The following is a 24,153-nucleotide window of genomic DNA, read 5'->3' as shown; positions in this document are numbered from 1 at the left end:
CATCTCTCTGACTCGTTTTGTCGTCATTCTAACAGCAGTTCAAATGACGAAACTTTCTCTCAACAAGCATAATTCACCGAAAGCGATCCTTCATTGTTGAGTTTTGTTCCAATCGTATTCCATCTGGTTCGCCGTGCGCTCGGCCAATGCCATCGAATCGAGCACCGAGACCAAATACAGGCTCATGTCGATCCCTGCGGAAATGCCAGCCGACGTGGTGATGTTGCCACTGCGCACCCAACGCACATGCGCCTCAACATCTAGCGCTGGAAACATCGCTTTTAAATCAGCAATATCTTCCCAATGTGTAGTGACCGATTGATCGGTCACTACACCGGCCTTGGCAAGCAGAAAGGCTCCCGTACACACCGAGGCCACTTCGCTTGCGTCACGTGCAACCGCGCGGATCCAGTCCACCACCTCGGGCTTGTTCAACTCCGCGGTGTGCACGCCACCTACCACAATCAAAACATCAATTGGCGGATGATTCTGGAAGCAGTAATGCGGATTGACGCCATAGCCACCGCGCGCGTTCACTAATGTGTCGTGCTGAGCCACGAAAAAGACACGCCAATCGTTGCCAGCCAAACGCTTCGCCGTACTCAGCACTTCAAATGGACCAGAAAAGTCGAGCACTTCCGCTTCGTCATAAATGTAAATGGCGATATTCATCCTTGAATCCTTACTCATTCGCTATTGAAGGCGTTGAGTGTAATGATCAAACGCGGTCACTTTGACATAACCATGCGATTCATACAGCGCTTTGGCCGGTTCATTTTCAACCGCAGTGGCCAATTTCACCGTCAGTGCATCGGTTTCAATCGCGTAATGACGAATATGCGTCAGCAACAACCCAGCCACGCCCCGACGGCGAGCGCCCGCTGCGACAAAAAGATCGTTCAGATACCACATGCGTTTCATCGCCACTGATGAAAAAGAAGGATACAACTGAGCAAATCCCAACAGTTCATTTCCCTCCCTCACGACAAAAATCACTGAATCTTGCGCGCTCAAGCGCTTGGCAATAAAATCACGAGCCGCATTCAGATTCGCAGATTGTTGGTAAAACTGGCGGTACGCATCAAACAACTCGGAGACTGTCTCCAAATCCGAAGATGTCGCTTGTAAAACCTGCATCATGACTCCTTGTCTATTACAGCACGATTTGCGTGGTGACTTCGGTTTTGACCGAATTCGCGATGAAGCAGTTTTCATGCGATTGATGATGCATTTTTTCGAGCATCTCCACGCTGGGTTGCTTCTCTCCTGAGAAGATGACTTTGGGTCGCAACACCACCTGAGTGAGTGCCGTTTTACCTTCTTGATTGGGTGCCAATGTACCGATGGCCTGATCTTCATACGATTCGACCACATAACGCTTTTTCGCCGCAATCGACAAAAACACCAACATATGACAACTCGACAATGCCGCAATCATCGCTTCTTCCGGATCGACATTCTCAGCCACCGACAAGGGCAACGGCACAATATGAGGTGATGCCGAAGCAGGCACCGTGACGCCTCCATCAAACTGCCATTCATGGCCTCGGCTGTATTGGTTGTCATGAAACACTTCACTTGGCTGACGTTGCCATTTCACGGTTGCGCCGTACTGCGACATGCATTGCTCCTATCGATTTAGGTTCTTGAAACAGTGGAGAGCCACGCACCGGCGCCAACAAACACCCCGCCCGTAAGGCGGTTGAACAGTTTGGCGCGCCCTTTGGCCAGGATCCATGTGGAAGATTTTGCCCCGAGATACGCGTAAACACAGAGCCAAGATAGCTCCATCACCATGAATGTTGACGCAAAAATAAGGTATTGAGTCAGCAGCGCTGCGTGAGGGTCAATGAACTGTGGAAACAGTGCGGTAAAAAACAAAATGGCCTTGGGATTACTGGCACCGACGATAAAGCCGCTGACATAATGCGCGCGGTAACCGGCAACTTGGTTCGTTTCACCATTGACCATATCGTATTGATCTTGCTTTGACGTCAGCGCTTTCACGCCAAGGTAAGCCAAGTAAGCGGCACCGAACCATTTAACAACATTGAAGATCACTTCTGACGAGGCGATGAGCACCCCAAGGCCGGTGAATGACAAGGTCATGATGCCGGTAATCGCCGTCAAACTGCCCAGCGCGGTAGCAAACGCCCGTCGCCAGCCAGACACAACACCTTTGGTCATACAGAGTAGCGAACTTGGCCCCGGCGATGCAGTGAGAATAAGCACAGCCAAAGCAAAAACCATCCAGGTTTCGAGTGACATAGGAAACTCCTTTTCCAGTCTGTTTTAACAAACGTTCATTCGGCCGGCATGGCCGATGTGATGCGGTGAATCATTCACGCGCGCACATTCAACCATACGCATAAAATGATGCCATGTTAATTCATTTATACCGCACGCTGCATCAAGGCAGCGACAACACGCCACTGGCATATAAGCGTTGGTACTCCAGAATCGCCAATCGGTCCGCATCCGTTTCAACGACGCTTGGGTCAATGTCTGCCCAAAACACCGCTTCCGCTTCATGACAGGCGATCTCGCCGCACCATTGCGGAATCACATAGTAATGCAACAACTGCAACTCTCCGGTTGGGTGATATAACGAGCAGAGATAGACCGATTGTTGTGGCAATACCGCGAGTTCTTCATCCAGCTCGCGGAGCAAAGCATCCGTTTGGCTTTCACCCACTTCAATGTGCCCGCCCGGAATCGCCACCATATTGGGATCATGCGTTTTGCTGGCTGAACGCTTTTCCAGCAGGATTTTTCCATCGTTGACCAGCATAAACGACACACACTCAAACACGTCCATGGAGACTTCCTTCTTCGATTGACTGCGGGACTGCCCCATCACGCCATGCTGGGATGAAAACGACTCCAGCTCAACAGCAGTAAGCCTGCGAACGCAATCCAGACCAGCGTGGCTAAGCTGAGCGTCCACACCAAATTAAATTTGTAGCTGAAATAGTACACCGAGAGCAAATAAGCGCCGTAAGGGATCAACGAATACAATCCAAACAACGCTGTGACACGCAGTTCATCCATGGTTCGCTCGGTACCGACAATGTAGTGCGCGATCAGTGCAAAAGTCGGAAACAACGGCACCAAACCGGAGATAAAAAAGCTTTTACTTTTCGACAACAGCGCAATCAGTAACACCGCGAATGCGCCAAGTAGGCATTTAAAAAAAAGAGCGACCATGGTTCATCCCTGATAACCGAGTAGCGTTGAATTCGTATGACCTCACTATAGGGGGATGCGACACGATGTAAAAACAAAATTATCATCATGTGAGAATTTTGTTTTTATGTCAGATAGATTTCGACACGTTCTTTGCCCCCACCGATGTTTTTACGTTTGAGGCGAATCGGCCCCACTTCACCGGTACTTTTGAGATGCGTGCCGCCACACGGCACTTTGGCAAAGCCTTCCACTTGCCAATAGCGACGCTCTTCAGCTTCATCGGAAAAGGCGCTGAGGATTGGCGTATCTTGTGCGATCAGGTGATTGGCTTGCTCTGTCACACTCGGCAACAGCGGCGCAATACTTTCCGGCCAATAGAAGTCGATACGGCTTTTATCTTGGGAAATATGCGCGCCAATTTTCTCAACGTTTGAAAACTGCTGGTAAAACAGCTCCAACACCAACTCGGCGGCGAAATGCAGTTTCATGAGCTGATAGCGACGCGGCCAATCAATCTTGACCCACACTTCTTCGCCCACGGAGAAAGCTGGTGTTTGCTCGAGCGTGTAACGAATCGTGCGTCCTTGTTTTTCAGCCTTGAGTACAGTGATCCCGGCAATGGTGCCCGTATCGCTCTCTTGCCCGCCCGATTCAGCATAGAAAATGGTTTCTTCCAGCTCGACCTGATCGCCTTCGAGCCAACTCACTTTGGTCAAATGCGCCGTTTGATAGGGGTTGACCCAAAATTGCTTTTTACACATTCCTTGTGTCTCTTCTGTTACGCTTCTGTGCTTATGCTTAATGAGAAGTGCCTAATGAGAGATGCTTAATGAAACATACTTCATCAAAAAGCGTGATAAAAATGCTTTGAAAAAATAGGGGTTAGAAAACGATGGATCAATCATGAATCGCAACGTTTTACATTAACGGCTTTCCACCGTCGCGGCGACGGCGGACGTTGTTTTTGCATCCCACGCATCCTGTTCCGCTTGCAGTGTCATTTTCTGCTGCGCTTTGACATCATCCCAAGACATGCCCTGTTCAATGGCTCCCACGCGCTGCTCATATTTCTGACACGCACGAGCAATCACGCTTTCCATTTGAATCTCGCTCTCTTGCTCTAGCGACAGCAACAGATTGAGATAGTCCCACAAGACATCCCCCAGTTCTTCTTCCAAAAAGCAGCGACGTTGATGCGGAATCTCATCCTGCACTTCTTGCAGTTCTGAATGTATTTCCGTCAGATACGTTTGCGCGCCATGAAACCAATCACTGGCTTGATCGATGCGGTTTTTACGCTGCGCAATCGCCAATAACGCTTCAACATTCAAGCCCAGCGTCTGTGTTAGTGTTGCCATTGACCTCTCTCTTCAAGAATCACTTTGGCATTTTGTACCACGCGTAAAATACCGTTTTCCAACACTTGGTATTCGGTATTGCCGTTCACAAAGTGATAGCCGAGAAAACGACACGGCGTTTTGCCATCTTGACACCTCATGTGCAGCGTCTCACCTTTCAGAGCAATCAGCTTACCACTCTCTTTTGCACGCCCGACATAAGTGACATTGTCACAAGAAACATTGCCTTCTTCACATTGTGGCGTCACTTCGATGACATAATGCGGCGTTTCTAACGTGGCGCTGAATGCTGGCATCGCCATCAGCGCCAGAACAGCACACCCTAAATAACGTTGAAATTTCACTCAATATTTACTCTTTACTTGGGATTGAACATGGCTAATTTGCATTCACAACGCCAACCATGCAAGTGCTTGCGCCTCATCTTCAAAAAAACGAATGTCGCCTGAGATAAACCAACTGCCAATCTTGGCCGCTAACTCTTGCCAACCGGGCTTACCATACAGCGCGATCTTATCGAAGTCAGAACCGAATTTGAGGCCGAGCTTAAAATCATCCCACGCTGCACGCAGTTCCCAGCCGTGCAGCGCTGTGGCATCAAACAGTACTTTCACCTTCGGTTCATTCACTTTGACCAGCGCCGCCTCAAGCATCGGCGTCATGATTTCATAGTCTTGATGCGTCAAGGTTCCCACCGCTTTGATGACCACGAAAAACTGATCGTCGATTCTGTCTAACCCGATGGAAATGCCGTGTCGTTGCACACTCATCACGCCTCCTCTTGCTGAATATGGGGCGACTTGGCCAGTTCGACCCAAGTCCCCTGAGTGAGCTGTTCCAACTCGTTTGAGTGTAGTTCAAACAAGGAGTTCGGCGTGCCAGCGGCCGCCCAAATTGCATCATACTGTTTGAGTGATGGGTCAATAATGGTCGTCACTTGCGCATGATGGGCGACCGGTGGCACACCACCAATGGCGTACCCGACTTTCTCGCGAACAAAATCCGCGTCCGCTTTGCTCAATTTGATGCCCGTCGCTTGTTCAACTTTGCGTGTACACACCATGTTTGCACCCGAGGCGACGATCAACACCGGTTCACCGGTCGCTTTGTTTTTAAAAATGAGCGATTTGGCAATTTGCCCGATGTTGCATCCAACGGCTTCAGCCGCTTCGGCTGCGGTGCGGGTGGATGCCGGCATTTGCCTGACCACAAATTGTTGACCGTGGCGAGAGAGAAAATCCTGCACACGTTGCGACGAGGATTTGAGTTCCTGACTCATGACGTTGACTTCCTTGTTTAGCATTGAATGACCAACATAACGTGCCACTCACTCGGCCGCAACCCGTTTAACGTACGCTTCGCGTTGATTAATGCGCATCGGTCACTGAGCGTTTACCGCACTGGCTTCACTTGTTTCAACATAGGGTTTGAGCTCCACGACGTTGCCTTCAGGGTCATCAAGGTACACCGAGCGACCAAAACCTTGCGCGCCATAACGTTCGGCGAAATCCGAATGGGGAATGTGGTGACGGTCGAGAAATGCCGTCAGTTCAGTTTCATCGACGGACGTTATCTGCAAACAGAAATGATCGACGTTGCGTCCATTTTGCTGTGGCGCTTGGCCGCCCAATTGCCCGAGTTCACTCTCCACCGTCACAATGTCGATCAACGCATTGCCAGCGCGAAGCTGAGTAAGCCCCTGCGCCAATTCGCGTTCCAGCTGACAGCCAAGTAAGGTTTGATAAAAATGCAGCATTTGGTCCAGCTTGGTGGTACGCAGCACCACATGATCCAAGCCACGAATGTTGATCATCATTTGCCTCCAGAACTTCCGCTTCCCATGTTCGCGATAACCACTTGTACGAGCGCAGCGGAGCGTTTCGCTCAGTTATCGTCACGACGTAGGCCTCCTTTGTCACCATCCTTTTGATTTGAGCAGAAATGACTTCGCCAACGTCACACTAATCTCTACAATAGCGCCTCTTGAACGACTTTGCTGTGAATGAATGAAACTGAGTAAACGCCTGCAGACCATTGAAAAGCTTGTGACGCAACACTATGACCACATTTGGGATTGTTGCTGTGACCACGGATTTTTGGGAATGACATTGCTACAACGCATGGCAGAGACTCATGTGCATTTTGTGGATATCGTGCCCGATCTTATGGCATTGGTGCAGCAGCGGCTTGAGCACTATTTTCCACTAGATAGCGGTTTTCACTGGCAAACCCACTGCCAAGATGTCGGCGCCTTGCCGTTGTCTGATTATGCTGGCACCCATTTAGTGATCATTGCCGGTGTCGGCGGTGATTTGATGTCGGAGCTGGTCAGTCGCGTGACAACCGACCACCCCAACACGGCCATCGAGTTTTTGCTGTGTCCGGTGCATCATGTTTACACGTTGCGTCAGCAGTTACATCAACTCGGCGCGCAGTGCATCACAGAAACGCTGCTGGAAGATAACCGACGCTACTACGAAGTGCTGCACGTGGCCGTCAACAGCGCCAGCCCAGTGGATGACCCAGTCTCGATGGTCGGCTCGCAAATTTGGCGCCCCAACAACGAATATCGCGACGTTGCTCAACGCTATCATGCCAAGCTGCTGGCGCATTACGCGCGCATGCAGCAGAGCTCGCCTGAAAAAGTGGCGCCAATTTTGGCAGCCTATCAGGCCGTTCAACTCGGCAACTAACGTCCACCCGCCAGATCAATAAAGGAGCCGGTCACGTACGAGGCTTCATCCGACAACAACCATGCGATGGCGTTGGCAACTTCTTCCGGCGTACCACCACGCTGAAGCGGAATGTTGGGCGCTAAGCGATCCACGCGTCCCGGTTCACCGCCATCGGCGTGCATCTCGGTATAGATAAAGCCCGGCCGCACCGCGTTCACGCGAATGCCCAGCGCTGCAACTTCGAGCGACAACCCTTTGGTCAAAGTATCCATCGCCCCTTTTGAGGCTGCGTAGTCGATGTATTCAAACGGCGCACCGCTGCGGGAGGCCGCAGACGACACATTGACAATTGCACCACCGGATGGCATTTGCTTGAGCGCTTCTCTGCAACAGAGAAAACAGCCGATGACATTGGTGTCTAGCACATGACGAAACCGCGCGACGCTCATTTCCACCAAACGGCTCTGTTTGTCCAAGATGCCAGCGTTGTTGACCAAATGGGTCACAGGCCCAAAACGCTGCTGAGTCGCCGTAAACAAGGCGACAACATCCTCTTCCTTGGCAATATCCGCTTGCATAGCAAAAGCGCGGCCACCCGCTTGCGTAATGGCTTCGACCACCTTGTCGGCACTGGCGCGATTGGCGCGATAGTTCACGCAGACCGCGTATCCTTGTTGTGCCAGCAACAGCGACGTTGCGGCACCAATTCCTCGGCTTCCGCCGGTGACAATAACGACTTGATTCATACTCATCCTTGAAACTCGTCCCTATATTTTTGCTAGGACATGTGGGTTTGATGCTGTTCAAACAGCGTACGATATGCGCGATGTTCTCGATCCTGTTCTGCTAAACCAAACCGCGCAGCCAACTCAACCAATTGCGCGCGATACATCGCGAGTGCGCTTTCGTCGTCGGTCATGATTGCAAACTCAGCAAACTCGCCAATTCCCGGCAACACATCCACGGTGATATGGAACTCGCCGACAAAATAGATACTGCGCGTCTTTTGCATCGTCAGAACGCACTCATACCCCATGGTCATGAGCATGTTTTTCGCCGTATCCACATCGGTGATATTGGTCGCCTGGCAACAATCATCTCCCGGGCCTTTGACGATCCACAAACGGATGCCTGATGGCTGCATGTCACGAATGCACAACGCTTTGTGTTGCTCACGCAACGTGCGCTGCGGCGTATCGAAGTAATCGTCACGTTCGTGATTGTCTTCCAACATCACGTCATGAGGCATCTGGCTGAGCTGATGAAGAAACTGTGTTTTGCAAGCGATGCGATATTTCAGCTCCACTTCATAACGACCGGAAAAATGGGATTGACTCATCAATGAAAGCTCCTATCACACTCGAGCAAGCCCGCGCGGCTGAGTGCGTACAACGAGAGAATTGAGGAAACACGCGTCCGAGGAATACAGCACCTTAACAAACAGGCCGCATGAGTTGCTGCCTTCTTATCCTTATTGCTCAGTCAGATCACGGGTCATAAATTTGCTGTTGGGATCGGGTTGGTAATTGGCAAAAGGCTCGCAATAGCGAAAACCGTTTTTCTCATACAGCGTGCGCGCTGGCAGAAAAAACGTTTCAGAACCAGTTTCCAGACTCAACGTTTGATATCCACGCGCCTTGGCTTCGTTGATCAAGTGTAACAACAGCTGCGAGGCCACGCCGCGATGACGCGCCGCAGATGCCGTTCGCATCGATTTGATTTCTCCATGCTGTGCGTCCAACTCTTTCAGCGCGACGCAACCAAGCACTTCGCCACCATCTTTCGCGGCCCAAAATGTAATCGATGGGTGCTTCAGTGCCTCAACATCCAGCGCGTGTACACTTTCTGGAGGCGATGTGGCGTACATGTCCGCCAGATGCTCTTCCAACAAACGAATAACGCCAGATTCTTGTAGATTATCGACTGCAATGTCCATTGCTGATGTGTCCTTGATGACTTCGAAAAGAAGGTCACATTCTTTATCGCAACATCCATCCCGTCAAGCATCATGTTCACCAGCGCGCTTTACTTAATCAATTGTAAAATCGGTTTAAATTCTGCGGCGCGGCAATCCTCCACCAGCTCATACAAACACATTTCCACTGACGTTAACTGCGCGCCTTGGTGAACCATTTTCTTCAGCCCCAAGGCAAGATTCGCTTCACTTCGCGAAGAAACGGCATCCTGTACCACTTCAACATGCAACCCTTCTGCGAGTAGCCCCGACACCGTTTGATACACACAAATGTGCGTTTCGATGCCGCACACCAGCCAGTTTGTCGCGCCAGCCTGTTGAATCGCTTCCACAAAAAGGCGCTCGTTACCCGCGCCGAAATGAAACTTCTCAATCGGTTGGGCGCTGCGCGACAGCAATTCGGCCAAGTCAGGATGCGTTTGCCCCAATTTGGCCGCGTTTTGCTCAAGCCAAATGATGGGGAGTTCCAACACCTGCGCGCCTTGAATCAGCGCGCGAACATTGCGGATCAATGCCTCGCTTTGATGAACGATTTGCGCCAACTTGCCCTGAATGTCGACCACAATCAATCCCGTATTGTGTTTCCCTAGCATCGCGAATCCCTACTCTTCAATGAGTTCTGCCAATGAGTGGATGACCGACCCTGAATAAGGCTTGCTGGCCATTTGATGTGACGGGTTGTACCAAACCGCCTGCATGCCAGCATCTAACGCAGGCAAAATGTCTTTTTCGAGTGTATCGCCGACCATGGTGATCGCGTCAGCACGCACGTTGAGATGATGAAGAATGGTGGCAAAAAATTCGGGCGTTCCTTTCGCAAAACCCAACGTCTGTTTGCAAAAATAACCTTGAATAAAGTCATCTAACCCCACCCGTGCAAACGCCTGTTGAATATCCGCTTCGGTCGAATCATCGGCATTGGTCGCGACATAAACCTGCGCGTGTTGGCTAAGCATTCTTAAGGTTTCAAGCGCCTGTGGCGTGGCTTCCACACTCGGCCAATCACACATTTTGCCCTGATATGATGGCATGTTCACCATCAAGGTATCACCCCAATCAAATAGATAAATGGAGGTCATGTTTGCCTTTCCTTAATTGAGCGCTGAACCCAACGCATCCCTTACTCGCTCAGCGTCTGTAATTTTTTCTGATCGAGAGACTTCTCGAACGAACCCATATCGCTTTGTACGTTCCGCGCCCCCCATCAGTTCAGCAAAAGCCACGTCCTCAACCACACTGAACGCTTGTTGAATTGCCGCCGGGCCATATTCGCTGAACGCCAGCTTCGTTTGTGCGTAGCAATCTTCTGTTTTCCTAGAACCGATTGCGATCGCGGTGTCACCTAAAATGCGGAGTTGGGCTGTTTGAGAAACGCCAGCTCTTCTTCAGTCGATGGCCTGCCTAAAATGGCGTTTCGATGGGGATAACGGCCAAAACGCTCAATGATGGCTTTGTGCTGCATTTCAAAATCGAGATTCACTTGCTCGCCCAATTCACTGTAAAGATCCATCGCGGCGGCGTGGATCAACCGCGATTCACTGTGCATGAATGGCAAATAGAGGAAAACTTGCTCCGTTTTGTTGAGCTGCTTGTGAAAACCCTTTTCAATCGCAAACTGCGCCAAAGTGAGCGCTTGTGGATCCTGAGCGAATGCTCTGGGCGTGTCTCGAAACATGTTGCGAGAGAATTGGTCGAGAACAATGACTTCCGCCAAAGCCCCCTGTGGACATTGTCGCCAATGAAATAGCTCCCCTTTTACCGCCTGCTCATGCAGCGGCGTAAAGCGATCGCGCACTTGATCATCAAGCGACACCTCTTTTTTCCACCACATCTCTGGGGTCAGTTCGTTGAACCAAAACGTCAGAACACTTTGATACATGCCACGCTCCTTATGGTTGAATTAAAAGTATATACGCAGACGACGGAAGTGATTGAAGAAACGCGAAAAATCGGCGGAGATTCTCATGATAGATCAAGATGCATGATGTGTTGTGGGCCAGCAGCGCCGCCGAGATACAATTCGCCGTCATCGACAAAACCACCGTGAAGATAACAGTGACGGGCTCCGGGATTTTTGCAATTGACGGTCAGATAAACGCGCGAAAATTGCGGATAGCTGCTGTGCAGATACGTTTTCATGCATGCCGCCGCTTGCTTGCCATAGCCCTTCCCTTGCGCCTGTTGCGATACAAAAAACGCACGCAGTCCAAGATTGTGCGCACCAGCAAAGTCGTATTGCAGGCTGTACGTCGTATCAATAAGGAAAAAACCGACCACGTTGCCATTGGCAACCAAGACGTGAGGATGAATTTGGTCGTCGATATTAACGAGAATCTCGTCAATGGTACCGACAAATTTGAGTTGGTCATCGGCCACCTTCAACTCGGCAACTTGTTCAAGGTGTTGTGCCAACATGGGCTGGAGCGTCAACATATTCGCGTCCTTTCGCGGTGAATCATGGCGAATATCCTAACGTAAGCAAGATGTTAAATTAACCCCGAATGCTCAGGTTGCGGCAAACGATGCGGGGAATTTACGACGCTCCAACAGATTGAGAGCGAATAAACAACACTTTCATCAGAATGATCTTTACCTTAGCCTTCCGAGACCGTGTACGGGAAAAGGCGAAGCCACGGACGCTTTAGGCCGCCCCATGCCTACCGAACAATCAAGGCGTGGCTGGTTTTTGCAACACGACGCCCAGTCGCCCTTTATCGCGGCCGCCATCGGGTTCATTGACCAATTCATGGCGCAAAATACGAAATCCTATTTCGCGGCAGTGATGCAGCAGCGCGGCAACAGGAAATGCATCGTAAAAAAACTCATGGCCGAGCATGACATCCGTAAACGGCGGTAGATCATCGTCGCTGCCACCGCTCGATAGAATCAACACACCATCCGGCTCAAGCGCTTGAAACGCTTTGCGCAGCAGTGGCACGTGTTCCTGACGCGAAAGATGAAACAAGCTGTCCCAGATAACCACACCATGATAGCGTTCGGTCGGTTCAAAGGATTCCAACTCGCTGCAAATCCATTGGTGTTGCGGCATGGCTGAACGCGCAAGATCGAGCAACCGTTCGGAGCGATCCACGCCTGTTACCTCAAAACCACGCGCGCTCATCATGGTATCAATCGGCACGCCATGGCCACATCCTAAATCCAAGATGCAGCCATGTGGCGGAATGTAGCAGCGAAATAACTCAAACAGTGCGAGATCAGGCGGAGGCAGCTGCGTGCGGAGTTTGTGCCACGCTTCAGCAATTGGGTCATAATCCGCTTTTGGGGTTGGTACGTACATGTTCTTCACAGACCGTTCGTTGATGAACGTTGTCCCTCCGTTTTATTTCAGTTCTTGAGCAGACGACATCACCCATGAACTGTGATGTTGAGTGAAACCAATCTTGGGGTAATACCCAACCGCTTGAGGCGCCGCCAGCAAAATCAGTTTGCAACCGGGCTTTAGCGCGGCAAACGTATGCTCAATCAACTGCTTGCCGATACCCTGCGCTTGAATGTGCTCCGACACGGCAAGATCCGACAAATAGCAGCAATAGCAAAAATCCGTCACCGAACGAGCAACACCCACTAATCGTTCACCTATCCACGCCGTGACAAGCAAATCCGCATGCGCCAACATGCCTTCAATGCACGCGCGATCGTCCGTTGGTCGACGTGGCCCTAACGTGGTTTCATTGAGCAGAGCAATAAATTGATCAGCGCTGATTGGACGCCCGGTTTGATAGTCGACGTGCATGGGTCACTCCCTGTGATAAGTCGCGTTATGTCAGTGAGTTACCAACATAGCGCCGCTTCCATACGCATACAACCAAGGATCGAAGAAATATCACAATATCCCCAATGTTTCTCTGTTTTTAGATTGATGAATTCAGACTAGACTGTAAGAAGACTTCCATCTCTCCCCCAACACATCGGCATGGTGCGGCACGTCGTCGCACTGCCAGTGGCTATATCATTTAGAACGGGGAAACACTTCCATCCAAATGAAGGAAATATCATGATCAAGCAAGGACAACACCTGCCAGAAGCAACACTCAGCCAACTGACAAAAGACGGTATGGTTCACCACAACGTGAACGAACTGTTTGCAGGTAAAAAAGTGGTGCTGTTTGCCGTACCTGGTGCTTTCACCCCAACGTGCTCAGAAGAGCACTTGCCAGGTTACGTCGTTCAAGCCGATAAACTGAAAGCCAAAGGCGTCGACATCATCGCATGTGTTGCAGTCAACGACGCGTTTGTCATGAAATCTTGGGGCGAAGCACAGAATGCCTCTGAGTTGATGATGCTGGCGGACGGCGATGCAAGCTTTACCAAAGCACTGGGTCTGGAAATGGACACCGCTGGATTTGGCGGCGTGCGTTCACAGCGTTACGCCATGATCATCGACAACGGCGTCGTCACGACATTGAACGTCGAAGCACCAAAATCATTTGAAGTCAGCAAAGCAGAAGCTATTCTTGCAGCGCTGTAATCGTTGAAACAAAAAATTTGAGACAAAAAAAGGAAGGCTGACCGCCTTCCTTTTTATTAACTGAATAAATAACTCATGCTAAATAATACGCCGAGATAGTAAATTAAATGTATATCTCATTCAATTCCTATTATTCATAATCGATTGTGACAATGTGTTTTCCATCATAACTGACGACCATTCCGGTTCCGGCAACATACCCAAGATTATTGGGTTGAGATTGCCGCGCAGTTATTGTTAACGCATCAGCACCTTCTGAATTTCTTTTATATCCGTGACAATCCGATACCCCCATTGTTAATTGGGTTATATCCTGATTGTTCAAGCGATATGCAACTTCACCTTTCGTCGTAATACCATTCGGCGTCACGGTTAAGTCACGTATTCCATTCGTCGTTACATTGCAAGTGGGCTCATTCACTGCACCGCGAAATTGAATCGTTCCAGCGGTGTTACCAGTAAAACTAGCAGCCCAAGCCATTGAAGAAGAAAGTAAAAGTACCACTAAGAGCAAAGTTGATTTAATGTTCATGCTATCTCCTAGGATATCGCTGTAAGACATGGTTAAAGAGTAGTCCAATAGCGTAGATAGACTTTGATTTGAAACAATAAATATCATTTTGAATTGACATCCTTATCGGAAAGTTTGACTCATGTTGTTTTTAAGACAAGAGATAATAAAAATAACGCCGTCCTATTATTATTTTGGCAGAAAAAAACGTGCCTCTATTTCATATTTCCTATACGAAACAAGACATCGTTTTAAGTCTAGTCAAAAATAAGAAAGTGTACTTTAAATCTCCCAATATTTAATTATTTTCGCTCGATAACGATTGAGCGTTTGCACGTTTAACGGCTTTCAGTACGATGCCACCCAGCACCGACACCGATAACCCGCATAAGATGAGTAGCGCCCCTAAAACTTCTAAATGGCTCATGGTTTCATTCAGTAGCACGCTAGAACTGACCATGCCAACGACCGGGATCAGCAACGCAAAAGGCGTCACCGAAGCCGAAGGATAATGGTTGAGAAGCCATCCCCAAATCGCAAAGGCCACCAAGGTGGAAATGTAGCCGACATAGATCACCGACCACCAGGATTGCGCCGTGGTTGCCGCCAATACTGCCAACGGGTCACGTGTTTCCACAAAATACGAAATAGCAAACAGGGGCAAAGGCGGTACAAGGCTCGCCCACACCATAAAATGCAGCAGATTGACGTTTTTAATTCGCTTCATGATCACGTTGGAAATCGACCAAAACAGCGCTGCGCACAAAATCATGGTCACGCCGGTCATCGTCACATTGCCGTTTGCAGCGAAGAAAAACAGGCTAAATCCGATTGCCGCAATCGCGATCCCCAAACACTGCGCCTTGGTGATTTTTTCTTTGAGCAGCAAGACACTCAGGAGGACGGTAAAGATCACTTGCGCCTGCAATAGCAAAGATGAAATGCCAGCAGAAGCATCACTTTTCATCGCGACGAACAAGAAACTGAATTTAAGGACGCCGAGAAATACACCCACGCCAATGACATTCCATACCGAGGTTTTCGGAAACGGAATAAAAAACACCGCTGGAATCGCGACAATGAGAAAGCGTAACCCCGAAAACATAATCGGTGGCAACTCGTCTAGGCCAAATTTAATGACAGAGAAATTGAGTCCCCAAATCAGCACCACCAGCAGTGATGCGAAAACACTTCGACTATCCATAGTTGTGTCGTCCCTTTACAACAGATGCGTGTGACGCTTAACGTGGGTCAGCGCGATGACTTAGCGATCGGCAGGATGGTTGACACCATCATTGGTGACAACATCCCCTAAATCGAATGGGTTGACGCCGTCCAAACAACCGACGTTGTACCCATATTGGTGAGGATTAGACCGGCGCTGATGATGCGTATAGATGCCACACACCGAGCAAAAGTAGTGTTTGGCCGTGTTCGTATTGAACTGGTACAGGCGCAGCGCTTCCTGCCCTTTCACAATGCGTATTGCATCCAAAGTGACGGAAGCGACAATCGCGCCTTTGCGTCGACAAATCGAACAATCACAGCGACGTGGATCCACGATGCCATTCGGTAAGCTGAGTTCCAATTCTACCGTCCCACAATGGCACGTCGCGCGATGCTTTTCCTGAATCGTTGTTGGGCCAACTTGTTTAATCATTGTTCCTTCCTTAGAACCAAAATATGGCTTATTGGGACGAAGGCGATGCTCGCTCCGCCAGTACGTCCTTGAACGCAAACATGCCGTTAAGCGCCGCCGGGAAACCCGCGTAAACCGACATCTGGACAATCACTTCCTTGAGCTCATCTTCGGTACATCCGACATTTAATGCAGCATTCAGATGAACCTTTAATTGCGGCGTGCAATGCCCAAGGGCGGTGAGTGCCGCCACTGTAGCAATTTCACGCGACCGCAGATCCAAACCGTCACGACGATAAATATCACCAAACGGATACTCAACCGTGTAGCGCGCCAAATCCGGGCAGATATCCTGCAAGCTTTCCATCACCTTCTGACCAGCTTCACCATCGATCTCTTTGAGCTTGGCCAAACCGGCCGCAAAGCGTGTATGTTCCATGTTGATTCTCCTGTGTAGACAACAAAAGAACCTTACATGTTAGAGTTAACTCTAAGTCAATGGCCATCCTGCGTTTTGTACCATTCAATTTTGGTATCCAGCGCTTTCAGGTGATTCAGCTGCACATCAAGATGCGCTTTAAGCTGTTTTCGATGCTCTTCCAACAGGTGTTGGCGCTCAAAGTGGCTTACTGTGCCACAAGCGCGTAGCTCTGCATACCGTAAAATGTCACTCAATGGCATTCCGGTTTCTTTCAAACGCACAATAAAGCGCACCCATTCAACCTCTTTCGTGGTGTAGACACGTCGGCCACTTGGTGTGCGCTGGACATTTTTTAGTAGTCCGATTTTTTCGTAATAGCGCAGCGTGTAGGCGCTCAAACCCGTGAGTTCGGAAAATGCTTTGATATTCATGGGAGCCTCGTTCAATCGGATCGTGGGCGCAGTGTCACTGCTCATAGATGAGGTGAGAAAAACAACGAGGTCTGGTGAATGCACGGTATCGAGAGCGCGATGCCTGACAGAAGCGCGACCGTTGTTTATCGTCGGATTGGTGGTCATGATTTCGAATCGGCGTACATTGAAGTGAACCGAACGGTTCACCTCGCCGTTGTCACTCAACCAACCTGCCTCATACTTGCTTGTCGAACGCAGGAACCCCTTCGGGGAGCACGACCCAACTGAGCTTCTCACTCACCCAAACATGAGCTTGGGGTTCAAACAACGCATCGTTTTTGAGCCCCACCGGTTTGAGCTTGAGTTTGATCAGTTCAGGTTGCGCCGGGTTGATTTGATAAATGCGATTCCCACAGGTGCTGCACGAATACCCGTCATTTTGATTTCCGCTGGCCGCAACTCGCCCCCATTTGTTCATCTCGCCACTAAATTCAATGGCATCTGCAGGCACCATCGCGGTCACGCTAAAAGGTGCCGTCGAGAGTTTCTGACACTCCTGACAATGACACGCGATTACTTTTTTGGGCGCAGTAAAGAGTTTGTAGCTTACCTGTCCACACTGACAAGACGCTTCAATTGGGTAGTCCATACGTATTTCCTATCGATAAAGGTTAAAGCGCATTTTCGATGTTTAAGCGGAGCTCAAACACCAAAGAAAGTGTGTAGCACGTCATCATTACTCACCCTACAAAAATGAGCGACGGCCAATTGGTAAAAATAATGTTTCATTTTTAACAGATGCACAACTTAAATTCTCGCCATATTTTAAAAATGCGAATAATGATAATGATGTAAGGAAGTTCCATGAAAGTATTGATTCAGTACACACAAACCGGCATGTACAAAGATGATGCTTGGGAGTCACCAGCACTTCATATGAAAGGGCAGCTACACGCTGTGTCGCCTTCGTATGCCGTTCAGTTGATCCAACGTAATCAGGCATGCCTGTACACAGATGAGAACAACAATCTCGTCATCGACTCATGATGACGTGGGTTTATTGCCTTCGGGGAATGATTGCAAATCACGATGTACAGAGTACCAAGTTCTACGCTCAACGCACTTGGTGCTCTCTTAGGGAATTCATGATATCGGCGCTAAACCGGAACACACCAACAGGAGTAAGGTTTTCATGGATGATTCAATAGCAGCGACTCATTACACTGCATGAGTCGCTGTTTTTTCAGGCTTCCGCACTGGTAGGGTCAATTACCGCATTCACCAGGTAGATTGCACTGACCGGGAACTCTCCCATCTCCGCATGCTTGCGAATCAGCGCTTCATCAGGTGCAATATACACACAATACACTTTATCCGGCGTCACGTAGCTCTCAACCCACTGAATTCTCGGGCCCAAAACTTCCAATACGTTACATGATTTCTGTGAAATGGCTCTGAGATCGTCCTGCGTCAGGCTACCCGCCCCCGCAAGATCCCGTTCAATAACATATTTAGGCATACTTACCTCCTGTTTGTACCCGGTAAGTATAGACCAGCGATCCCGCGTTCATCAGTTGACAGACCAGTCATTGCAAGGCTTGAGCGCATAGTGGCATAGTTCAACGGCGGTTGAATTTGGCGCGTTTCCTGGCAGCACAGCGCAATAAAATCTCCGCCTTTTCAGGCTCGCTTGATCGGTTCCAGGCCAAAATTTCTTCTAGTGTACGAAAACAGCCCAGACAGACATCGTTATCATCCAGGCAACAGTTACGGATACAGGGAGACGGAACAGCCGATTCGGACTCAGTGCTTGCCATGACGATTAAACCAGCGATTTGGTCAGATAATAGCGTTCAGTGGACACCGGATGATCGTGTAGGATCATCTGTACTTCGTAACCCAGTTTTTCATAAAACGGTTTGGCTTGAAAACTGAACGTATCCAGCAGACAAGCGTGGCACCCTTTCTCACGGGCAAACGCTTCTGCTTGCAACAACAATTGGCTGCCCAGTCCGCGACCTTTGACGTTTTGGTCGACCCAAAGAAACTTCACCATCAGCCAATGGCCAAAAATTTCACCATAAAGCCCTCCCGTTTTGACACCGTGTTCATCTTCTGTGAAACAGGCAATATCGGTACGGTACACATCGCCTAAATGAGGAAAATTGTGTTCACGTAAGCCATTTCGGATGATCTCTATTTCGGCTTCCGTTGGTGTCGTGGTGATGGTCACTGGCATATTCACTTCCTGATCACGTTATATTCGCGTTGCAATTCATCGAGATACCATGCCACCTGCGCATAAAAAAAGCCAGACGATCAACGCTGGCTTTTTGAGAGTAAATAAATTTAGCAGTTGCCTTTTTTGGCCTGACCTGGCGGGCAAAAATGACCACGATCCTTGCTGTGTGAATCACCAGAATGGACTTTCACGTCGACGTCATCAACGCGCCCTTCAACACGCGTGAGTTGACAGCCAAACAGGGTGAAAGACACAGCAGCAATTAAAAGATAGTTTTTCATCGGACCTGACTCGCTAGTGAGTTTTATATCGATATTTGATATTGAAAACTATAACCAATGAAAGTCCGGTGAATGTTCACGTGACGTTAGCGCTTTGGTAAACATGCTCCTCACATCCGTGCATTTACACGCTCAACCACGCTGGTAACTCGCGTTTGGTCCAACGTGCAAAGCCCATTTTCTCTCCCGCATAGAATCGTCGATACGCATGAACGGCATCACCCGGTATTTTGTATTCATCCGGCATGGCTTGAGCAAACTCAGTCAAGCCCAACGCCGGATAGGTGTGCTGCTGTATCTGCGCTAATACTGCCATGGATTTGTGGTCTGCCGACTTATCATACCGGAACTGATATTCTGCGTTCAGCTCGCGCACTAACTCCGTTAACCATAAGAAATTGTCGTAAGACTCTTCAACCCACAAAACACACGGATGTTTCATATGAGTCGATTTATAAGGCGTTTCAAATCCCTTCTTGTTCAAAGCGGTACACAGCAATTGCACGCTCTCAAGAATCATTTTCACCACATGCTGGTCGCAATGATATTGCGCGCACAATTTGATGTCGTTATCCAAAATAAAGATATTCACGCTTGGGCTCCCATATTGGCCGATGCTACAAACGTTCTTAATACGTCATTCCAGCGTATGGGATCGCTCCGTCAGCTTGATTGCTCTATTTTTCGACGCCAACGGGAGCCAGCAACACGCACTGCGCGAGTGATTGCGTGACGGAACGCTGTTGATACCAATTGTTAAACACCAATTCACACGCAGACAGTGTCATTCGGCCGAACACATGGTGACGATAGCGCTGGCAAAGTTGAAGCAACGCCTCGGTATTGTTGAGAGGCGCACGAAAACGCACAGCAGACGCATGGGCCGTCACAAGTTTGTAGCGGCTGTCAGCCGTCGTTGGTAACCCTGAACGCTGGAGTTCATCTCTAAGGCGTTCGCGCAAGGCGTTCAGCCCGTTTCCTTGCGGAAACCCTTGAATCACAATGCATTCAGGCGAGGCGGTCACCCCACGAAATTCAATGTCGATGGGTTCGATATTACGTAAGGCGTGTTGAAAAACCGCAGCGTAACGGGCAACGTCAATATCGGTGAGCTGAAAGCCCGCCACACAAGAGATCACCGACAACAGCGTGATATGAAGTTCATTTTGAGGATAATAATACTGCTCAGGTTCCAACGTTCTGACTTGGTCAAGAAACGCCTCGATATTTGCCGTTAAAGACAGGTACTCAAGTGGCGACACGTTTCGTAACCGATTCTGCCGTAACTGATAATGTCGTGACTCATCATGCGGTGCCCGTCGGTGATGAAACTGACTGTTGGACTGCAAATACGCCAACGCCGTTATGCCTCGGCGCGTATCGCTTTGATAAGTCAGATAAGGGTCTTGGACATAGCGGTTATGACACATCGCGTCACAAAAGTTGTCCCACATGTGTTGGTAGATAGATTCAATCATGACAAACCAATAGATTGGGTCGCGGGGCGTCATCATAACAAAGCAAACGAGCCAACAACGTTAACTGTGCGGCAAAGTGTCATCGTTTTCAGCCACCCCATCACCAAGCGCGTATTCTGCCCAAAGCGTATTCAAGGCCCACAACGCATATCGCTGGCCTGAACCAATGAGGTCAAAGTCGTGATCAGGAGAACGTATTGATGTACAACGCTTCAACTTTGTCTCTGGCCCATTGCGTTTTACGTAGAAATTTTAAGGACGACTTAATTGATGGATCGTTATCGAAACAGTTAACACGGACTTCGCGATACAACCCGCTCCAACCATAATGCTCGACTAAACGCGTGAGGATTTTTTCAAGAGTTAACCCATGTAATGGATTGTTCGGTTGTGCTTGGTTCATCAATTCTATTCCAATCGTCAAATCTGCCGCAGCGCAATGCCACGGGACAAGGCGGCAGTCTAACAGATCCCTCGCATCCACCCCATGTCTTTTATGAGCGGCCAACGGGCGTAACGACATTCGTTGACTCAAACAGAGCGGCCCCCGACCAAACCACAGCACCAGTGCCGAGGCATCAGTACAAAGCGACACATTGTGCACGTCACGTCACTCCAGTATTGGCATCAGCGAATTCAACTCAGCACATCCATACCCTTATCTATGCATTTACTAAATTAAATCATTTGTTACATTTACTAACAATAAATATAATAACCATTCTTATTTGATGTAACAGAGATATTCATTGATGAAAAAGTTCCTTCTTCTCCCACTTCTGCTGAGCGCGAGCCTACCGGCTTTGGCTGATACCCCAACATTTGAAATCACCATTAAAGACCATCAGTTCAACCCGGCGCACCTCGAAATTCCAGCGCATCAACAGGTCAAACTGATCGTTAAAAACCTCGATGATACGGCTGAAGAGTTTGAAGGCGAAGATTTTCACGCGGAAAAAGTGGTTGCGGGCAATAGCCAAATCACCGTCTTAGTGGGTCCTTTCGGCCCAGGCGAATTCGAATTCTTTGGTGAGTTCCATGAAGACACCGCTCAAGGTTCACTGATTGTAAAATAAGCGAGGACAACTCATGTTGAGTTCAGCCATTATCGTCTTTCGTGAAGTGTTGGAAGCGGCATTGATTGTGACCATTCTGATGGCCGCAACAAAAGGCTTACCCGGTCGTACGCGTTGGATTTTCGGTGGTGTCACTGCCGGCTTGTTTGGCGCTTTGATCGTCGCATTTTCTGCTGGCGCGATTGCATCGACGTTCGAAGGCATGGGCCAAGAGCTATTTAACGCTGGGATCTTGCTCACCGCAGTTCTCATGCTCGCTTGGCACAACATCTGGATGTCGAAACATGCACGCGAGCTGGTTGCCCATTTAAAACAGGTCAGTTCGCAAATCAACGACGGCTCACTGCCATTGTATTTTCTTTCCGTCGCAACAGGATTAGCGGTGCTGCGTGAAGGCTCGGAAGTGGTTCTGTTCCTGTATGGTATTGCCGCGGGAGGTGACTCCGGTTTATCCATGCTAACAGGCGGCGCATTGGGCGTCATTGCCGGTGTGATTGCCGGTTCCCTACTCTATTTTGGGTTACTCCGCATTCCGACACGTTGGTTGTTCCGAGTCACAGGCTGGATGATTCTTTTCTTAGCCGCAGGCCTAGCCGCTTCTGCAGCCGGTTATTTGATGCAAGCGGGGATCCTCACCGCGCAGGCGCCACTGTGGAATTCAAATGCGATTTTGTCGGAGCGTTCGATGCTGGGCCAATTGCTGCATATCTTGGTCGGTTATCAAGCCCGCCCAACCGCAATTCAATTGGTGTTCTATGTGGTGACGATTCTCGTCATTGCAGCAGGCATGCGCTGGGCAAGCCGCTCAGATCCAACCCAAAGCAAAGCATAACGCTTCACGATTTATCACATGTTTATGGCTCCTGATTGAGGGGCCATTTTTGTTGCTAGCGTATATATCTTGAGGGCGTTGAATGTGCAATCGGTTGGACGAAAACGTTGGTCAAACACAGAAAAACTGAAGGTAGGGTTGGCTCGCTTTAAGACGTGACTTTGAACAGAACAATGTGGCAAATAGAATAAAGGAGCGAGATTCGTCGATGACCACGAAAACCCATAACAAGGCGGCCAAAAACACGTGTCGAGCAAATAGCAGGCAAGAAAAAAGGAGAGCAGATGCTCTCCTTCCTCTTAAACCTGAACTGCTAATTACAGAGCAGCTTTCGCTTTTTCTACAAGAACAGCAAATGCTGCTTTGTCGAATACTGCGATGTCGGCCAGGATCTTACGGTCGATCTCGATAGATGCTTTCTTAAGACCGTTGATGAAACGGCTGTAAGATAGACCATTTTGACGAGATGCTGCGTTGATACGTGCAATCCACAGTTGACGGAATTGACGTTTCTTAGCGCGACGGTCACGGTAAGCGTATTGACCAGCTTTGGTAACTGCTTGGAAAGCTACGCGGTAAACACGTGAACGTGCACCGTAGTAACCTTTAGCTTGTTTCAGAACTTTCTTATGACGTGCACGAGCTTGTACACCACGTTTTACGCGAGGCATTATGCTTCTCCTAAACTAAACGAATTAAAAACTAAAAACAAATTAAGCGTATGGCAGACAACGAACGATACCCGCAACTTCACATTTAGGAAGAATTGAGTTTGGACGTAGTTGACGTTTGTTCTTAGTTGTACGCTTAGTCAGGATGTGACGTTTGGTAGCGTGTTTGAACTTAAAACCACCAGCAGTTTTCTTGAAACGCTTAGCAGCACCTTTGTTGTTTTTCATCTTAGGCATGATGAATAACTCCGCATTGTAGTAGTTTAATAAACAACGTAATTAGGGCGAATAAACCCAACCGCGTTACTTCAAGTAACTCGGCCAGGTTGATTACTTGCAAGCCGTTAATTACTTCTTCTTAGGGGCTAGAACCATGATCATCTGGCGACCTTCAATCTTCGTTGGGAAAGATTCCACAACAGCAAATTCTACTGTGTCTTCTTTCAAACGATTCAGAACGTCAACACCGATGTCTTGGTGAGCCATCTCTCGGCCACGGAAGCGAATTGTTACCTTCACTTTGTTGCCTTCTTCAAGGAAGCTAGTCAGGTTGCGTAGTTTTACCTGATAGTCTCCAATATCAGTCCCAGGACGGAATTTAACTTCCTTAATCTGGATCTGCTTTTGCTTCTTCTTCTGCTCTTTAGCAGCTTTGCTCTTTTCGAAGAGGAATTTGCCATAGTCCATCACACGACAGACTGGTGGCTCGGCGTTAGGGCTGATCTCGACAAGATCCATACCAGCTTCTTCGGCTGCTGCTAGTGCTTCTTGGATCGAAACGATACCAACAGATTCACCATCAGCGCCTGTTAAACGAACTTCACGAACGCCACGAATTTCACCGTTTAAACGGTGCTGGTTTTGTTTGGCCGGTACTTGGCCACGTCTTCCGCCTTTAATAGT

At 49.1% G+C, this 24,153-nt stretch carries 42 protein-coding genes; 5 read left to right on the top strand and 37 right to left on the bottom strand.

What is annotated here, in order from left to right; all coding sequences use genetic code 11:
- Nucleotides 1-90: 90 nt before the first annotated feature.
- The 12 genes from VFA_RS16640 to VFA_RS16585 form a co-directional block, all read right to left on the bottom strand.
- Nucleotides 91-672 (bottom strand): DJ-1/PfpI family protein, encoded by a 582-nt coding sequence (locus tag VFA_RS16640; RefSeq protein ID WP_004728014.1) that lies wholly within the window; start codon nt 670-672, stop codon nt 91-93.
- 21 nt (nt 673-693) lie between these two features.
- Nucleotides 694-1,137: a GNAT family N-acetyltransferase gene (locus VFA_RS16635; RefSeq protein ID WP_004728013.1), complete on the bottom strand. Its 444-nt coding sequence runs from the start codon at nt 1,135-1,137 to the stop codon at nt 694-696.
- A 16-nt stretch (nt 1,138-1,153) separates the two neighbouring features.
- Nucleotides 1,154-1,621: an OsmC family protein gene (locus VFA_RS16630; RefSeq protein ID WP_004728012.1), complete on the bottom strand. Its 468-nt coding sequence runs from the start codon at nt 1,619-1,621 to the stop codon at nt 1,154-1,156.
- Nucleotides 1,622-1,638: 17 nt separating this feature from the next.
- A complete protein-coding gene (locus VFA_RS16625; RefSeq protein WP_004728011.1) occupies nt 1,639-2,268 on the bottom strand; it encodes a LysE family translocator in 630 nt (209 codons plus the stop codon).
- Nucleotides 2,269-2,410: 142 nt separating this feature from the next.
- Nucleotides 2,411-2,818, bottom strand: a complete 408-nt coding sequence (locus VFA_RS16620) for an NUDIX domain-containing protein (protein ID WP_004728010.1) — start codon at nt 2,816-2,818, stop codon at nt 2,411-2,413.
- A gap of 38 nt (nt 2,819-2,856) precedes the next feature.
- A complete protein-coding gene (locus tag VFA_RS16615; protein WP_004728009.1) occupies nt 2,857-3,207 on the bottom strand; it encodes a GlpM family protein in 351 nt (116 codons plus the stop codon).
- A gap of 104 nt (nt 3,208-3,311) precedes the next feature.
- Nucleotides 3,312-3,950, bottom strand: a complete 639-nt coding sequence (locus tag VFA_RS16610; protein ID WP_004728008.1) for an alanine--tRNA ligase-related protein — start codon at nt 3,948-3,950, stop codon at nt 3,312-3,314.
- Between the two features lie 162 nt (nt 3,951-4,112).
- A complete protein-coding gene (locus VFA_RS16605; RefSeq protein ID WP_004728007.1) occupies nt 4,113-4,547 on the bottom strand; it encodes a MazG nucleotide pyrophosphohydrolase domain-containing protein in 435 nt (144 codons plus the stop codon).
- Complete coding sequence (locus VFA_RS16600) at nt 4,535-4,891, bottom strand: hypothetical protein (protein ID WP_004728006.1); 357 nt, start codon at nt 4,889-4,891, stop codon at nt 4,535-4,537. The genes VFA_RS16605 and VFA_RS16600 overlap by 13 nt, the downstream gene beginning before the upstream one ends.
- A 45-nt stretch (nt 4,892-4,936) precedes the next feature.
- A complete protein-coding gene (locus tag VFA_RS16595) occupies nt 4,937-5,317 on the bottom strand; it encodes a SpoIIAA family protein (RefSeq protein ID WP_004728005.1) in 381 nt (126 codons plus the stop codon).
- A complete protein-coding gene (locus tag VFA_RS16590) occupies nt 5,317-5,826 on the bottom strand; it encodes a YbaK/EbsC family protein (RefSeq protein ID WP_004728004.1) in 510 nt (169 codons plus the stop codon). Before VFA_RS16590 ends, VFA_RS16595 begins: the two co-directional genes overlap by 1 nt.
- A gap of 102 nt (nt 5,827-5,928) precedes the next feature.
- Complete coding sequence (locus VFA_RS16585; protein ID WP_038152092.1) at nt 5,929-6,360, bottom strand: VOC family protein; 432 nt, start codon at nt 6,358-6,360, stop codon at nt 5,929-5,931.
- A gap of 193 nt (nt 6,361-6,553) precedes the next feature.
- Here VFA_RS16585 and VFA_RS16580 point away from each other — a divergent pair, with 193 nt between their 5' ends.
- On the top strand, nt 6,554-7,240 hold the full coding sequence (locus VFA_RS16580; RefSeq protein ID WP_038152090.1) for a tRNA (adenine(22)-N(1))-methyltransferase: 687 nt from the start codon (nt 6,554-6,556) through the stop codon (nt 7,238-7,240).
- Here the strand turns inward: VFA_RS16580 and VFA_RS16575 are convergent.
- The 9 genes from VFA_RS16575 to VFA_RS16535 all read right to left on the bottom strand — a co-directional run bounded on the left by VFA_RS16575 (nt 7,237) and on the right by VFA_RS16535 (nt 12,951).
- The gene (locus tag VFA_RS16575; RefSeq protein WP_004728000.1) at nt 7,237-7,968 is read right to left on the bottom strand and encodes a glucose 1-dehydrogenase; all 732 of its coding nucleotides are present in this window, start codon (nt 7,966-7,968) and stop codon (nt 7,237-7,239) included. The genes VFA_RS16580 and VFA_RS16575 overlap by 4 nt on opposite strands.
- 32 nt (nt 7,969-8,000) lie before the next feature.
- Entirely contained in the window at nt 8,001-8,561 is a 561-nt protein-coding gene (gene cyaB, locus VFA_RS16570) for a class IV adenylate cyclase (RefSeq protein WP_004727999.1), read from the bottom strand.
- Nucleotides 8,562-8,693: 132 nt separating this feature from the next.
- Nucleotides 8,694-9,176 (bottom strand): GNAT family N-acetyltransferase, encoded by a 483-nt coding sequence (locus tag VFA_RS16565; RefSeq protein WP_256619710.1) that lies wholly within the window; start codon nt 9,174-9,176, stop codon nt 8,694-8,696.
- 71 nt (nt 9,177-9,247) lie between these two features.
- On the bottom strand, nt 9,248-9,790 hold the full coding sequence (locus VFA_RS16560; RefSeq protein ID WP_004727997.1) for an isochorismatase family protein: 543 nt from the start codon (nt 9,788-9,790) through the stop codon (nt 9,248-9,250).
- Between the two features lie 9 nt (nt 9,791-9,799).
- Nucleotides 9,800-10,276 carry an HAD family hydrolase gene (locus tag VFA_RS16555; protein WP_004727996.1) on the bottom strand — a complete coding sequence of 159 codons (477 nt, stop codon included), beginning with the start codon at nt 10,274-10,276 and terminating at the stop codon, nt 9,800-9,802.
- Between the two features lie 263 nt (nt 10,277-10,539).
- A complete protein-coding gene (locus VFA_RS16550; RefSeq protein ID WP_004727995.1) occupies nt 10,540-11,076 on the bottom strand; it encodes a DUF924 family protein in 537 nt (178 codons plus the stop codon).
- 83 nt (nt 11,077-11,159) lie between these two features.
- The gene (locus VFA_RS16545) at nt 11,160-11,630 is read right to left on the bottom strand and encodes a GNAT family N-acetyltransferase (RefSeq protein ID WP_004727994.1); all 471 of its coding nucleotides are present in this window, start codon (nt 11,628-11,630) and stop codon (nt 11,160-11,162) included.
- 235 nt (nt 11,631-11,865) lie between these two features.
- Nucleotides 11,866-12,495 (bottom strand): class I SAM-dependent methyltransferase, encoded by a 630-nt coding sequence (locus tag VFA_RS16540; RefSeq protein ID WP_232281752.1) that lies wholly within the window; start codon nt 12,493-12,495, stop codon nt 11,866-11,868.
- Between the two features lie 42 nt (nt 12,496-12,537).
- Nucleotides 12,538-12,951, bottom strand: coding sequence for a GNAT family N-acetyltransferase (locus VFA_RS16535; RefSeq protein ID WP_004727992.1), 414 nt, complete (start codon nt 12,949-12,951; stop codon nt 12,538-12,540).
- 261 nt (nt 12,952-13,212) lie between these two features.
- Here VFA_RS16535 and VFA_RS16530 point away from each other — a divergent pair, with 261 nt between their 5' ends.
- Nucleotides 13,213-13,686, top strand: coding sequence for a peroxiredoxin (locus VFA_RS16530; protein ID WP_004727991.1), 474 nt, complete (start codon nt 13,213-13,215; stop codon nt 13,684-13,686).
- A gap of 130 nt (nt 13,687-13,816) precedes the next feature.
- On the opposite strand, the gene VFA_RS23025 is transcribed toward VFA_RS16530, so the two are convergent.
- The 6 genes from VFA_RS23025 to VFA_RS16500 all read right to left on the bottom strand — a co-directional run bounded on the left by VFA_RS23025 (nt 13,817) and on the right by VFA_RS16500 (nt 17,319).
- Nucleotides 13,817-14,218, bottom strand: a complete 402-nt coding sequence (locus VFA_RS23025; RefSeq protein WP_050780278.1) for a hypothetical protein — start codon at nt 14,216-14,218, stop codon at nt 13,817-13,819.
- A 277-nt stretch (nt 14,219-14,495) separates the two neighbouring features.
- A complete protein-coding gene (locus tag VFA_RS16520; protein WP_004727990.1) occupies nt 14,496-15,401 on the bottom strand; it encodes an EamA family transporter in 906 nt (301 codons plus the stop codon).
- A gap of 60 nt (nt 15,402-15,461) precedes the next feature.
- Nucleotides 15,462-15,857: a GFA family protein gene (locus tag VFA_RS16515; RefSeq protein WP_004727988.1), complete on the bottom strand. Its 396-nt coding sequence runs from the start codon at nt 15,855-15,857 to the stop codon at nt 15,462-15,464.
- A gap of 28 nt (nt 15,858-15,885) precedes the next feature.
- The gene (locus tag VFA_RS16510) at nt 15,886-16,275 is read right to left on the bottom strand and encodes a carboxymuconolactone decarboxylase family protein (RefSeq protein ID WP_004727987.1); all 390 of its coding nucleotides are present in this window, start codon (nt 16,273-16,275) and stop codon (nt 15,886-15,888) included.
- 56 nt (nt 16,276-16,331) lie between these two features.
- Nucleotides 16,332-16,688 (bottom strand): MerR family transcriptional regulator, encoded by a 357-nt coding sequence (locus VFA_RS16505; protein WP_004727985.1) that lies wholly within the window; start codon nt 16,686-16,688, stop codon nt 16,332-16,334.
- 217 nt (nt 16,689-16,905) lie between these two features.
- Nucleotides 16,906-17,319, bottom strand: coding sequence for a GFA family protein (locus tag VFA_RS16500; protein ID WP_004727984.1), 414 nt, complete (start codon nt 17,317-17,319; stop codon nt 16,906-16,908).
- Nucleotides 17,320-17,534: 215 nt separating this feature from the next.
- On the opposite strand from VFA_RS16500, the gene VFA_RS16495 reads away from it, so the two are divergent.
- The gene (locus VFA_RS16495; RefSeq protein ID WP_004727983.1) at nt 17,535-17,717 is read left to right on the top strand and encodes a hypothetical protein; all 183 of its coding nucleotides are present in this window, start codon (nt 17,535-17,537) and stop codon (nt 17,715-17,717) included.
- A 196-nt stretch (nt 17,718-17,913) separates the two neighbouring features.
- Here VFA_RS16495 and VFA_RS16490 read toward each other — a convergent pair whose 3' ends face one another.
- From VFA_RS16490 to VFA_RS16470, 7 genes are all read right to left on the bottom strand, one after another.
- Nucleotides 17,914-18,189: a DUF4242 domain-containing protein gene (locus VFA_RS16490; RefSeq protein ID WP_038152085.1), complete on the bottom strand. Its 276-nt coding sequence runs from the start codon at nt 18,187-18,189 to the stop codon at nt 17,914-17,916.
- A gap of 100 nt (nt 18,190-18,289) precedes the next feature.
- Nucleotides 18,290-18,487, bottom strand: a complete 198-nt coding sequence (locus VFA_RS23490) for a DUF1289 domain-containing protein (RefSeq protein ID WP_081454486.1) — start codon at nt 18,485-18,487, stop codon at nt 18,290-18,292.
- A gap of 5 nt (nt 18,488-18,492) precedes the next feature.
- Nucleotides 18,493-18,909 carry a GNAT family N-acetyltransferase gene (locus tag VFA_RS16485; RefSeq protein WP_004727981.1) on the bottom strand — a complete coding sequence of 139 codons (417 nt, stop codon included), beginning with the start codon at nt 18,907-18,909 and terminating at the stop codon, nt 18,493-18,495.
- 110 nt (nt 18,910-19,019) lie between these two features.
- Nucleotides 19,020-19,193, bottom strand: coding sequence for a hypothetical protein (locus tag VFA_RS23925; RefSeq protein WP_004727980.1), 174 nt, complete (start codon nt 19,191-19,193; stop codon nt 19,020-19,022).
- A 124-nt stretch (nt 19,194-19,317) separates the two neighbouring features.
- Nucleotides 19,318-19,785: a pyrimidine dimer DNA glycosylase/endonuclease V gene (locus VFA_RS16480; protein ID WP_004727979.1), complete on the bottom strand. Its 468-nt coding sequence runs from the start codon at nt 19,783-19,785 to the stop codon at nt 19,318-19,320.
- 85 nt (nt 19,786-19,870) lie between these two features.
- Entirely contained in the window at nt 19,871-20,671 is an 801-nt protein-coding gene (locus tag VFA_RS16475) for a 2'-5' RNA ligase family protein (protein WP_038152364.1), read from the bottom strand.
- 184 nt (nt 20,672-20,855) lie between these two features.
- The gene (locus VFA_RS16470; protein ID WP_004727977.1) at nt 20,856-21,074 is read right to left on the bottom strand and encodes a VF530 family protein; all 219 of its coding nucleotides are present in this window, start codon (nt 21,072-21,074) and stop codon (nt 20,856-20,858) included.
- 349 nt (nt 21,075-21,423) lie between these two features.
- On the opposite strand from VFA_RS16470, the gene VFA_RS16465 reads away from it, so the two are divergent.
- Both VFA_RS16465 and VFA_RS16460 read left to right on the top strand, forming a co-directional pair.
- Nucleotides 21,424-21,747 (top strand): cupredoxin domain-containing protein, encoded by a 324-nt coding sequence (locus VFA_RS16465; RefSeq protein ID WP_038152082.1) that lies wholly within the window; start codon nt 21,424-21,426, stop codon nt 21,745-21,747.
- A 13-nt stretch (nt 21,748-21,760) separates the two neighbouring features.
- Nucleotides 21,761-22,579, top strand: coding sequence for an FTR1 family iron permease (locus VFA_RS16460; RefSeq protein ID WP_004727975.1), 819 nt, complete (start codon nt 21,761-21,763; stop codon nt 22,577-22,579).
- A gap of 317 nt (nt 22,580-22,896) precedes the next feature.
- Here VFA_RS16460 and rplT read toward each other — a convergent pair whose 3' ends face one another.
- From rplT to infC, 3 genes are all read right to left on the bottom strand, one after another.
- Nucleotides 22,897-23,250, bottom strand: a complete 354-nt coding sequence (gene rplT, locus VFA_RS16455) for a 50S ribosomal protein L20 (RefSeq protein ID WP_004727974.1) — start codon at nt 23,248-23,250, stop codon at nt 22,897-22,899.
- Nucleotides 23,251-23,292: 42 nt separating this feature from the next.
- On the bottom strand, nt 23,293-23,487 hold the full coding sequence (gene rpmI, locus VFA_RS23485) for a 50S ribosomal protein L35 (protein ID WP_004727973.1): 195 nt from the start codon (nt 23,485-23,487) through the stop codon (nt 23,293-23,295).
- Nucleotides 23,488-23,598: 111 nt separating this feature from the next.
- On the bottom strand, nt 23,599-24,150 hold the full coding sequence (gene infC / locus VFA_RS16450; protein WP_081454227.1) for a translation initiation factor IF-3: 552 nt from the start codon (nt 24,148-24,150) through the stop codon (nt 23,599-23,601).
- Between the last annotated feature and the right edge of the window lie 3 nt (nt 24,151-24,153).

The sequence above is a fragment of the Vibrio furnissii CIP 102972 genome, assembly GCF_000176175.1.
GTDB lineage: Bacteria > Pseudomonadota > Gammaproteobacteria > Enterobacterales > Vibrionaceae > Vibrio > Vibrio furnissii.
This window is presented reverse-complemented; position numbering and strand designations above follow the sequence as displayed.

What these genes read in the sequence shown, in the direction of transcription:
- VFA_RS16640 (WP_004728014.1), bottom strand. Translation starts at nt 672, where the DNA reads ATGAATATCGCCATTTACATTTATGACGAAGCGGAAGTGCTCGACTTT.
- VFA_RS16635 (WP_004728013.1), bottom strand. Translation starts at nt 1,137, where the DNA reads ATGCAGGTTTTACAAGCGACATCTTCGGATTTGGAGACAGTCTCCGAG.
- VFA_RS16630 (WP_004728012.1), bottom strand. Translation starts at nt 1,621, where the DNA reads ATGTCGCAGTACGGCGCAACCGTGAAATGGCAACGTCAGCCAAGTGAA.
- VFA_RS16625 (WP_004728011.1), bottom strand. Translation starts at nt 2,268, where the DNA reads ATGTCACTCGAAACCTGGATGGTTTTTGCTTTGGCTGTGCTTATTCTC.
- VFA_RS16620 (WP_004728010.1), bottom strand. Translation starts at nt 2,818, where the DNA reads ATGGACGTGTTTGAGTGTGTGTCGTTTATGCTGGTCAACGATGGAAAA.
- VFA_RS16615 (WP_004728009.1), bottom strand. Translation starts at nt 3,207, where the DNA reads ATGGTCGCTCTTTTTTTTAAATGCCTACTTGGCGCATTCGCGGTGTTA.
- VFA_RS16610 (WP_004728008.1), bottom strand. Translation starts at nt 3,950, where the DNA reads ATGTGTAAAAAGCAATTTTGGGTCAACCCCTATCAAACGGCGCATTTG.
- VFA_RS16605 (WP_004728007.1), bottom strand. Translation starts at nt 4,547, where the DNA reads ATGGCAACACTAACACAGACGCTGGGCTTGAATGTTGAAGCGTTATTG.
- VFA_RS16595 (WP_004728005.1), bottom strand. Translation starts at nt 5,317, where the DNA reads ATGAGTGTGCAACGACACGGCATTTCCATCGGGTTAGACAGAATCGAC.
- VFA_RS16590 (WP_004728004.1), bottom strand. Translation starts at nt 5,826, where the DNA reads ATGAGTCAGGAACTCAAATCCTCGTCGCAACGTGTGCAGGATTTTCTC.
- VFA_RS16585 (WP_038152092.1), bottom strand. Translation starts at nt 6,360, where the DNA reads ATGATCAACATTCGTGGCTTGGATCATGTGGTGCTGCGTACCACCAAG.
- VFA_RS16580 (WP_038152090.1), top strand. Translation starts at nt 6,554, where the DNA reads ATGAAACTGAGTAAACGCCTGCAGACCATTGAAAAGCTTGTGACGCAA.
- VFA_RS16575 (WP_004728000.1), bottom strand. Translation starts at nt 7,968, where the DNA reads ATGAATCAAGTCGTTATTGTCACCGGCGGAAGCCGAGGAATTGGTGCC.
- cyaB (WP_004727999.1), bottom strand. Translation starts at nt 8,561, where the DNA reads ATGAGTCAATCCCATTTTTCCGGTCGTTATGAAGTGGAGCTGAAATAT.
- VFA_RS16560 (WP_004727997.1), bottom strand. Translation starts at nt 9,790, where the DNA reads ATGCTAGGGAAACACAATACGGGATTGATTGTGGTCGACATTCAGGGC.
- VFA_RS16555 (WP_004727996.1), bottom strand. Translation starts at nt 10,276, where the DNA reads ATGACCTCCATTTATCTATTTGATTGGGGTGATACCTTGATGGTGAAC.
- VFA_RS16550 (WP_004727995.1), bottom strand. Translation starts at nt 11,076, where the DNA reads ATGTATCAAAGTGTTCTGACGTTTTGGTTCAACGAACTGACCCCAGAG.
- VFA_RS16545 (WP_004727994.1), bottom strand. Translation starts at nt 11,630, where the DNA reads ATGTTGACGCTCCAGCCCATGTTGGCACAACACCTTGAACAAGTTGCC.
- VFA_RS16540 (WP_232281752.1), bottom strand. Translation starts at nt 12,495, where the DNA reads ATGTACGTACCAACCCCAAAAGCGGATTATGACCCAATTGCTGAAGCG.
- VFA_RS16535 (WP_004727992.1), bottom strand. Translation starts at nt 12,951, where the DNA reads ATGCACGTCGACTATCAAACCGGGCGTCCAATCAGCGCTGATCAATTT.
- VFA_RS16530 (WP_004727991.1), top strand. Translation starts at nt 13,213, where the DNA reads ATGATCAAGCAAGGACAACACCTGCCAGAAGCAACACTCAGCCAACTG.
- VFA_RS23025 (WP_050780278.1), bottom strand. Translation starts at nt 14,218, where the DNA reads ATGAACATTAAATCAACTTTGCTCTTAGTGGTACTTTTACTTTCTTCT.
- VFA_RS16520 (WP_004727990.1), bottom strand. Translation starts at nt 15,401, where the DNA reads ATGGATAGTCGAAGTGTTTTCGCATCACTGCTGGTGGTGCTGATTTGG.
- VFA_RS16515 (WP_004727988.1), bottom strand. Translation starts at nt 15,857, where the DNA reads ATGATTAAACAAGTTGGCCCAACAACGATTCAGGAAAAGCATCGCGCG.
- VFA_RS16510 (WP_004727987.1), bottom strand. Translation starts at nt 16,275, where the DNA reads ATGGAACATACACGCTTTGCGGCCGGTTTGGCCAAGCTCAAAGAGATC.
- VFA_RS16505 (WP_004727985.1), bottom strand. Translation starts at nt 16,688, where the DNA reads ATGAATATCAAAGCATTTTCCGAACTCACGGGTTTGAGCGCCTACACG.
- VFA_RS16500 (WP_004727984.1), bottom strand. Translation starts at nt 17,319, where the DNA reads ATGGACTACCCAATTGAAGCGTCTTGTCAGTGTGGACAGGTAAGCTAC.
- VFA_RS16495 (WP_004727983.1), top strand. Translation starts at nt 17,535, where the DNA reads ATGAAAGTATTGATTCAGTACACACAAACCGGCATGTACAAAGATGAT.
- VFA_RS16490 (WP_038152085.1), bottom strand. Translation starts at nt 18,189, where the DNA reads ATGCCTAAATATGTTATTGAACGGGATCTTGCGGGGGCGGGTAGCCTG.
- VFA_RS23490 (WP_081454486.1), bottom strand. Translation starts at nt 18,487, where the DNA reads ATGGCAAGCACTGAGTCCGAATCGGCTGTTCCGTCTCCCTGTATCCGT.
- VFA_RS16485 (WP_004727981.1), bottom strand. Translation starts at nt 18,909, where the DNA reads ATGCCAGTGACCATCACCACGACACCAACGGAAGCCGAAATAGAGATC.
- VFA_RS23925 (WP_004727980.1), bottom strand. Translation starts at nt 19,193, where the DNA reads ATGAAAAACTATCTTTTAATTGCTGCTGTGTCTTTCACCCTGTTTGGC.
- VFA_RS16475 (WP_038152364.1), bottom strand. Translation starts at nt 20,671, where the DNA reads ATGATTGAATCTATCTACCAACACATGTGGGACAACTTTTGTGACGCG.
- VFA_RS16470 (WP_004727977.1), bottom strand. Translation starts at nt 21,074, where the DNA reads ATGAACCAAGCACAACCGAACAATCCATTACATGGGTTAACTCTTGAA.
- VFA_RS16465 (WP_038152082.1), top strand. Translation starts at nt 21,424, where the DNA reads ATGAAAAAGTTCCTTCTTCTCCCACTTCTGCTGAGCGCGAGCCTACCG.
- VFA_RS16460 (WP_004727975.1), top strand. Translation starts at nt 21,761, where the DNA reads ATGTTGAGTTCAGCCATTATCGTCTTTCGTGAAGTGTTGGAAGCGGCA.
- rplT (WP_004727974.1), bottom strand. Translation starts at nt 23,250, where the DNA reads ATGCCTCGCGTAAAACGTGGTGTACAAGCTCGTGCACGTCATAAGAAA.
- rpmI (WP_004727973.1), bottom strand. Translation starts at nt 23,487, where the DNA reads ATGCCTAAGATGAAAAACAACAAAGGTGCTGCTAAGCGTTTCAAGAAA.